The organism is Salinisphaera sp., assembly GCF_035690525.1.
GTDB lineage: Bacteria > Pseudomonadota > Gammaproteobacteria > Nevskiales > Salinisphaeraceae > Salinisphaera.
In genome coordinates, this window is the sequence record NZ_DASSKM010000179.1 from 1 (window position 1) to 7,404 (window position 7,404).

The window sequence follows — 7,404 nt, forward strand, 5'->3', positions numbered from 1 at the left end:
TTTCATGAAGCAGGCGCCGGCGGGCCGGCTGGGCCATGCTATTGTACCGTCTCGACGAGCCCAACCGGGATCGGGCTGGGTATTATGATCGCAGGTGGCAGCGGACAGGCATGCGTGGACGCACACTCGCCTTGATCGGCGCAGCGGGGGTCGTGGCGGTCATCGTGCTGCTGCACGGCATGCTGCTGCCGTTCGTGCTCGGGGCCGGTTTGGCCTATGTCTGCGACCCGATCGTCGATCGGCTCGAACGGCTGCGCCTGAATCGCACCGTGGGCGTGATCATCGTATTTCTGGTCATGATCCTGGTGTTCGCGTTGCTGGTCTTCCTGTTGCTGCCGATCCTGCAGGCGCAGTTCGACACCCTGATCCGTAGTCTGCCGCGCTATCTCGACTGGGTACAGCAGACCTTCAACCCGTGGATCCGCCGGTTCGCGCCCGGTGTGGGCGGTATCGACGCCGATTCCATCCGCCAACTGATTGCCGACAACTGGGGCAGCGCGAGCGACTTTGCCTCGGCCATCGCCAAGAAGGCGTTCTCGTCGGGCACGGCGCTGCTGTCGTGGGTGGTCAATCTGTTGCTCGTGCCCGTGATCATGTTCTATCTCCTGCGCGACTGGGACCACATGACCGCGTTCGTCCGCGCCCAGTTGCCGCGCCGCTACCAAGTGACCATCACCGAACTCGCCCGCGAAACCGACGATGTGCTCGGCCATTTCATTCGCGGCCAGGCGCTGGTCATGCTGGTGCTCGGCAGCATCTATATCATCGGACTGTGGCTGGCCGGACTCGATCTGGCGCTCGTGATCGGGCTCGGCGCCGGCCTGATCAGCTTCGTGCCCTATGTGGGTGTGATCTCCGGCTTCTTGATGGCCAGCGTGGCCATGCTCGTGCAGACCGGCGATCCGTATCAGGTGCTCTGGGTGCTGCTGGTGTTCGGCATCGGCCAAATGATGGAGCAGATGGTGCTCACGCCGCTCCTGCTCGGCGAGGCGATCGGCCTGCACCCGGTCTGGGTGATTTTCGCGGTGCTGGCCGGCGGCGATCTGTTCGGCTTCATCGGTGTGCTGCTGGCGCTGCCGACCGCGGCCACCATCGCGGTCATCGTACGCTACGGCGGGCGGCGTTGGCGCGAAAGCCGGTTGTACCTACAGGAGTGAGACCGCGCGGTTGCCCGCCGGGTCTCATGCCGGCATTCTAAGCGGCAACGGCCCCTGGTGCCGTCGCGCGAGAACGCGTTGTCGAAAGACATTTGATTTCGCAGGTCCGTATGCCCGTACAGCTCGTTCTCGGTGTTCAGCTGCCGACCTCGGCGACATTGTCCGCCTTCGTCGGCCGCGTTAACGCCGACGCCAAGGCGGCGGTGGCCGAGGTGGTGGACGGGCGCAGCGAGCGGCTGTTCGTGGCCGGGCCGGCGAACTCCGGCAAGACGCACCTGCTGCAAGCGGCCTGTCGCGCCGTGGGTGACGCCGGCCGGCGCAGCGTCTATCTGCCGCTGGCCCAGGTGCACGAGCCGATCGGCCCGCTGCTGGAAGGCCTGGCCGGCATGGATTGTGTCTGTGTCGACGATGTCGACGCCGTGGCCGGCGATCGCGAGGCCGAGATCGCGTTGCTCGGGCTTTCCGATCAGCTCCGCGCCCGCGGCAGCCGGCTGTTGGCTGCCGGCCCGGTGGTGCCGCGCGAACTCGGCCTGGCGCTGCCCGATCTGGCCAGCCGACTGGGCTGGGGCGGGGTGATGCTCTGTCGGGCGCTGGACGACGACGACAAGCGCGCGCTGCTCATCCGCCGGGCCGAACAGCGCGGCATGCAGATGCCCGAGGCGACCGCCCGCTGGATGATCCGTCACGGCGCGGCTGGCGTGCCGGATTTGATGGCCGCGCTCGATACGCTCGATCGGGCTTCGCTGTCGGCGCATCGCCGCCTGACCATCCCGTTCGTCAAACAGGCACTGGGCTACGGCAACAGGCCTTAATCCGCCCGGGCAAGCCGGCGGGCGATATCGGCCACACGCGCGCCGAGATTGCGTGCGAGTTTCTTTTCGATTTCGGTAAGCGGGTTGTCGCCCAGGGTGCCGGCGACGTGGCTTGCGCCGTAGGGGGTGCCGCCGGAATCGGTTTCGGCGAGCAGATCGTCGGCGGTATAGGTCAGGCCGGTGATCAGCATGCCGTGATGGATCAGCGGCAGCATCATCGACACCAGCGTGGTCTCTTGCCCGCCGTGCAGACTGGCGGTGGAGGTGAACACCGCGCCCGGCTTGCCGGCCAACGTACCCGACAGCCATTGGCCGGATAGCGTGTCGATGAAGTATTTCAGCGGCGCGGCCATGTTGCCGAAGCGCGTCGGCGAGCCGAGAATCAGGCCGGCGCATTCTTCCAGATCATCGTGCTCGACGTAGGGCGCGCCCGACGCCGGCACTGCCGGATCGCCGGCTTCGATGGTTGGCGACACCGGGGGTACGGTCCGCACCCGCGCGGCCATGCCGTCGATGCGCGCCACGCCGCGCGCGGCCTCGTTGGCGAGCTGCGCGGTCGCGCCGTTGCGGCTGTAGTAGAGGATCAAAATGTCCTGGCTCATGTGTCGCCCGGTCGGAATCGGCGGGCATATGCTGTCGGTCGTCGCCCGCGGCGTCCAGTGTTACCGCACGCGCCAGTTCTCGCGCAGCGCGTTCTCGACCCGGAGCGGATACCACAATTGGCCGAGGCTGCCGTTGTAGCGGGCCAACGCACGGGTCAGATTGCCGTCCTCCAGTGTGAGATAATAAGCCAGAATCGCGCAGCCGTAGCGCAAATTGGTCGCGCGGTTGAACAGATTGTCGTCCGGCTCGCCGATCTCGTGGCGCCAGAACGGCATGATCTGCATCAGGCCCTCGGCGCCGGCCGGGGACAGGGCAAAACGCTTGAAATTGGATTCGACCTGAATCAGCGCCAGCACCAGTTGCGGCGACAGCCCGGCCTCGGTGGCCGCGCTGTGGACATCGCGTAGCAGATTCAGCCGGCGCTGAAGATCGGGCACAAGCGGAGCCAGCCGGTGCGACATATCGACCAGCCAGACCTCGGCGTCGAAGCGATTCTCGAAGCCCTTGGAATCGGCGATCGCCCGCTTGAGCGCGGCGCGCATGCCGGATTGCATATGCTCGGGCGCGGCGGCCGCGCCATAAGCCGCCGGCGCGGCGGTGCCAAGCGCCGCGGCGAAAAGCAGTGCGCGTGCGGCGTGGTACAAGCGTTCAGCGGCCTGTGACGACCGCCTTGATCGCGGCGATATCGTGCTCGATCGGGCTGGACTCGGCATCGCGCCGGCCCTTGTATTCCAGGGTGCCGGATTGCAGCCCGCGGTCCGAAACCACGATGCGATGCGGAATGCCGATCAGCTCGGCGTCGGCGAACATCGGGCCGGGCCGCAGCCCGCGATCGTCGTAGGCCACGTCCACGCCGGCCGCTTTCAACTCGTTGTAGAGCGTTTCGCAGGCCTCACGCACGGCCGCGGACTGGTCGGCCTTGATCGGGATGATCACCAACTCGAATGGCGCGATGGCGGTCGGCCAGCAGATGCCGGCCTCGTCGTGGCACTGCTCGATGGCGGCGGCGACGATGCGCGATACGCCGAAGCCGTAGCAGCCCATCTCGGGCACGACCGCGTTGCCGGCCTCGTCCAGGACGCTCAGATCGAGCGCGCGGCTGTACTTGTCGCCGAGTTGGAAGACATGGCCGACCTCGATGCCGCGCAGGATTTCGAGCGTGCCGGTGCCGGTCGGGCTGGGGTCGCCCGCACGCGCATTGCGCAGATCGGCAAAACGCGGTTCGGGATGATCGCGGCCCCAGTTGAAGTGGGTGAAGTGAGCGCCGTCGTAGTTGGCGCCGACCACCAGATCGGCGACGTTGGCCAGGGCGTGGTCGGCGATAACCTCGACGTTCGTGTTGACCGGGCCGATCGAGCCGGGACCGGCGCCGAAATGGGTGCGGATGACCGCCTCGTCGGCCATAGTCAGCGGCGAGGCGATACCGTCGATGCCTTCCGCCTTGATTTCGTTCAGGCTGTGATCGCCGCGCAGCATCAGCAGCACGGGATCGCCCGATTCGCCCATCACCACGATCGATTTCGCGGTCGCCGACTCGGGCACCTTGAGGTGCTCGGCCAGGGCAGCGATCGTCGTCACGCCGGGGGTGGCGATCTTTTTCAATTCGCCGGAGGGGGCGGCGCGCTCGCCTTCGCCCATGACGGTCGCCGCGGCCTCGATATTGGCTGCATACGCGCCGTCGGTGGACACCGCCAGCTCGTCCTCGCCGGAGCCGGCGAGGACATGGAATTCCTCGGATTTCGCGCCGCCGATGGCGCCCGAGTCCGCCGCGACCACGCGATAGTCCAGGCCTATACGATCGAGAATGGCCACATAGGCGCCGCGCATGGCCCGGTATTCGCGATCCAGATCGGCCGCGTCCATATGGAAGGAGTAGGCGTCCTTCATGATGAATTCGCGGGCGCGCATCAGTCCGAAGCGCGGGCGGATCTCGTCGCGGAATTTGATTTGGATCTGGTAGTAGGTCACCGGCAGCTGCTTATAGCTGCGCACGTCGCGCTTGACGTAATCGGTGATCACTTCCTCGTGCGTCGGCCCGAAGCAGTATTCGCGCTCGGCGCGATCGCGCATGCGCAGCATCAGCGGGCCCATCGCTTCCCAGCGGCCGGATTCACGCCACAGCTCGGCCGGCTGGATGGCCGGCATGAGCATTTCCAGCGCGCCGATGGCGTCCATTTCCGCGCGTACGATCGTCTCGACCTTGCGCAGCACCCGCATGCCCAGCGGCGACCAACTGTACAGCCCGGCGGCCAGGCGACGGATCATGCCGGCTCTAAGCATCAACTGATGTGAAACGATCTCGGCGTCGGCCGGAGTCTCCTTGCTTGTGGCCAGGGCGAAAGCGGAAAAGCGCATAAACGAAGCCGTCGGATGATCCAGCTCGCGATTCTACAAAAAACGCCGAGGGCTGTTGCCGTTCCATACGACGCCGCGCCGGCGGCCATTTTGGTGCAAGACAAGGCGCAGCGGGCGTACGGTAGCCATTCTACCGTAGCGCGCTGCAACGCTGGATTGCGGCAAAATGGCCCCGGCCCTACGGGTTGCGGCCCCAAATCGCGCCATCCGGCGTTGCAGAGCTTGACCGCAGAATGACTGCGGTCGGCGCTCTGCGCCTTGGCTGACACGATTTGGGGTTGCAACGCGGTGCCGTATGGAGCGGCAACAGCCCTAGACTTCCGGCGCCCCGGCCCATGCAATCGCAATCTCTTTCGGCGCGGCCGCCGTCATCCGCCAGGCGCGGATCGGTGCCGCCCGCGCGTTCGGTGCGGCGATCACGGCCGCGGCGTCGGGATAACTGTGCCCGCGCCGATCGTGGGTCGAGGGCTCGGCTTCGCCGATTGGGTGCGAGTGGTAGATGGCGATCAGCGTTTCGCCGCGTTCGCGCATGCGTTTGAATGCGGCAACCTGTTCGGCCGCGTCCATATCGAATCGATCGGCCGCGCGCGCGGCGCGGTTGGCGATCGGGTAGCGCACGATCGGTTTGTTGTCGCCGCCGGCGGCGGCGGCGATGAAGCCGCAGATCTCGAAGCCACCCGCGTCGCGGGCTTCGTCGACAAGAGCCGCGCCCAGCGCATGCGGCAGCGTGAGTCGCGTGGCTACCAAGATCGGCGCCGGCCGATGATCCCCCGGCCGCGCCAGCGCATGCCGCCCACGGCCGTCACGGATAGATATGGATCGGCGTGCCGTCGGGCACATGGGCCCAGATCTGGTCGATGGCCGCGTTGGATACGGCGATGCAGCCGTGGGTCCAGTCACCGGTGCGCGGCCGGTCGTCGTAGTCCGGCTGACCGTGGATCATGATGTTGCGGCCGGGCGGCACGCCGAGCGCCGCGGCTCGTGCGCGGTCGGCCGCGTTCGGATAGGAGATATGGATCGAGCGGTGGAAATCGCTGTTCGGATTGCGCCAATCCAGCGTATAGGCGCCGATCGGCGTTTTGTCGTCGCCGCGCATCCGCTTGGTGCCGACCGGGGCGAGGCCGAGCGCGATCGGGTACTGGGCGATGATCAGCCCGTCACGGTAGAGATAGAGTTCGCGTTCGGCTTTCATCACCACGACCAGATCGGCATCGCCGGTCAGCGTGTTGCCGTTGCCGGCGGCGGTCGCGCTCGCGGTGCCCGGCATGACGGCGAGCAGCACGAGCGCGGCAAGCAGTGTCGCCGGCCATCGCGAAATCACGGATCTCATTGCGGCTTATCCTCCCGTCGCCAGCCCCCGGCGCTTTGCGGGTATACGACCGGTCGCGCCAAATCAAGCTGTTAGAATGCCATAACCACGCCGTGTCCGGGCGGCGGTCGAAGGAGCGGAATCATGGCGAGTACACCGCTTACGATCATCAAGGGTGACGGCATCGGACCCGATATCGTCGATGCCGCGCTCAAGGTGCTCGACGCGCTGGATATGGATTTCGATCGCGAGTATGTCCGGGTCGGCCAGGCCGCGCTCGACGCCGGTGAATCCGATCCCCTGCCGCAGAGCGCGGTTCGCGCGATCGAGCGGAGCGGGCTGGTGCTCAAAGGGCCGGTAACCACGCCGGTCGGCCAGGGCTATCGCTCGGTCAACGTCGCCATGCGCAAGCAGTTCGACCTGTACGCGAACGTGCGCCCCACGCTGTCCCTGCCGGGGACGAAATCGCGCTACGAGAACCTCGACATCATCACCGTGCGCGAGAACAAGGGCGGCATGTATTCGGGCGAAGGCCAGATCGTGTCCGACGACGGCAATCGGGCCGAGGCGCTGTCGGTGATCACGCGCGAGCAATCCGAGCGGATCGTGCGCTTTGCCTTCGAGATGGCGCGGGCGCGCGGACGCAGGAAGGTCACGCTGACGCATAAGGCCAACATCATGAAGTCCACCTCGGGGCTGTTTCTCAAGGTGGGCCGCAAGATCGCCGAGGAATACGATGACCTCGAATACGAGGAAGCGATCGTGGACGCCTGCGCGATGAAGCTGGTGATGGCGCCGGAGCGTTTCGACGTTATCGTCACCACCAACCTGTTCGGTGACATCCTTTCCGATCTCTGCGCCGGGCTCATCGGCGGCCTTGGGTTGGCGCCGGGCGCCAACATCGGCGACCGGTGCGCCATGTTCGAGGCCGTACACGGCAGCGCCCCCGATATCGCCGGCCAGGGCATCGCCAATCCGACGTCGGTGATCCTGGCCACCGCGCTCATGCTCGACCATCTCGGTCTGGACGAGCAGGCCGGGCGTATCCGCCGCGCCGTGCGCGACGCGATGGCCGATGGCGATCGCACCACGCCCGATCTGGGCGGCGAAGGCTCCACCCAGGGCTTTGCCGACGCGATCGTCGAACGGCTGTAGCGCGCTAGGCTAG

At 66.5% G+C, this 7,404-nt stretch carries 8 protein-coding genes; 3 read left to right on the forward strand and 5 right to left on the reverse strand.

Going from position 1 to position 7,404, the window contains the following annotated elements:
- The first annotated feature begins 110 nt into the window (after window positions 1-110).
- Window positions 111-1,157 carry an AI-2E family transporter gene (locus VFJ08_RS13845; protein ID WP_324997812.1) on the forward strand — a complete coding sequence of 349 codons (1,047 nt, stop codon included), beginning with the start codon at window positions 111-113 and terminating at the stop codon, window positions 1,155-1,157.
- A gap of 110 nt (window positions 1,158-1,267) precedes the next feature.
- Window positions 1,268-1,969 (forward strand): DnaA regulatory inactivator Hda, encoded by a 702-nt coding sequence (hda, locus tag VFJ08_RS13850; protein ID WP_324997813.1) that lies wholly within the window; start codon window positions 1,268-1,270, stop codon window positions 1,967-1,969.
- Here hda and wrbA read toward each other — a convergent pair.
- The 5 genes from wrbA to VFJ08_RS13875 form a co-directional block, all read right to left on the reverse strand.
- On the reverse strand, window positions 1,966-2,571 hold the full coding sequence (gene wrbA, locus VFJ08_RS13855) for an NAD(P)H:quinone oxidoreductase (protein ID WP_324997814.1): 606 nt from the start codon (window positions 2,569-2,571) through the stop codon (window positions 1,966-1,968). The genes hda and wrbA overlap by 4 nt on opposite strands.
- Before the next feature lie 60 nt (window positions 2,572-2,631).
- Window positions 2,632-3,216: a transglycosylase SLT domain-containing protein gene (locus VFJ08_RS13860; RefSeq protein WP_324997815.1), complete on the reverse strand. Its 585-nt coding sequence runs from the start codon at window positions 3,214-3,216 to the stop codon at window positions 2,632-2,634.
- A 4-nt stretch (window positions 3,217-3,220) separates the two neighbouring features.
- The gene (locus VFJ08_RS13865; RefSeq protein WP_324997816.1) at window positions 3,221-4,927 is read right to left on the reverse strand and encodes a proline--tRNA ligase; all 1,707 of its coding nucleotides are present in this window, start codon (window positions 4,925-4,927) and stop codon (window positions 3,221-3,223) included.
- 312 nt (window positions 4,928-5,239) lie between these two features.
- On the reverse strand, window positions 5,240-5,674 hold the full coding sequence (locus VFJ08_RS13870) for a M67 family metallopeptidase (protein WP_324997817.1): 435 nt from the start codon (window positions 5,672-5,674) through the stop codon (window positions 5,240-5,242).
- A gap of 55 nt (window positions 5,675-5,729) precedes the next feature.
- A complete protein-coding gene (locus VFJ08_RS13875) occupies window positions 5,730-6,257 on the reverse strand; it encodes a L,D-transpeptidase family protein (RefSeq protein ID WP_324997818.1) in 528 nt (175 codons plus the stop codon).
- Between the two features lie 123 nt (window positions 6,258-6,380).
- Between VFJ08_RS13875 and VFJ08_RS13880 the strand changes: the two genes are divergently transcribed.
- Entirely contained in the window at window positions 6,381-7,391 is a 1,011-nt protein-coding gene (locus VFJ08_RS13880; RefSeq protein ID WP_324997819.1) for an isocitrate dehydrogenase, read from the forward strand.
- Window positions 7,392-7,404 lie beyond the last annotated feature (13 nt).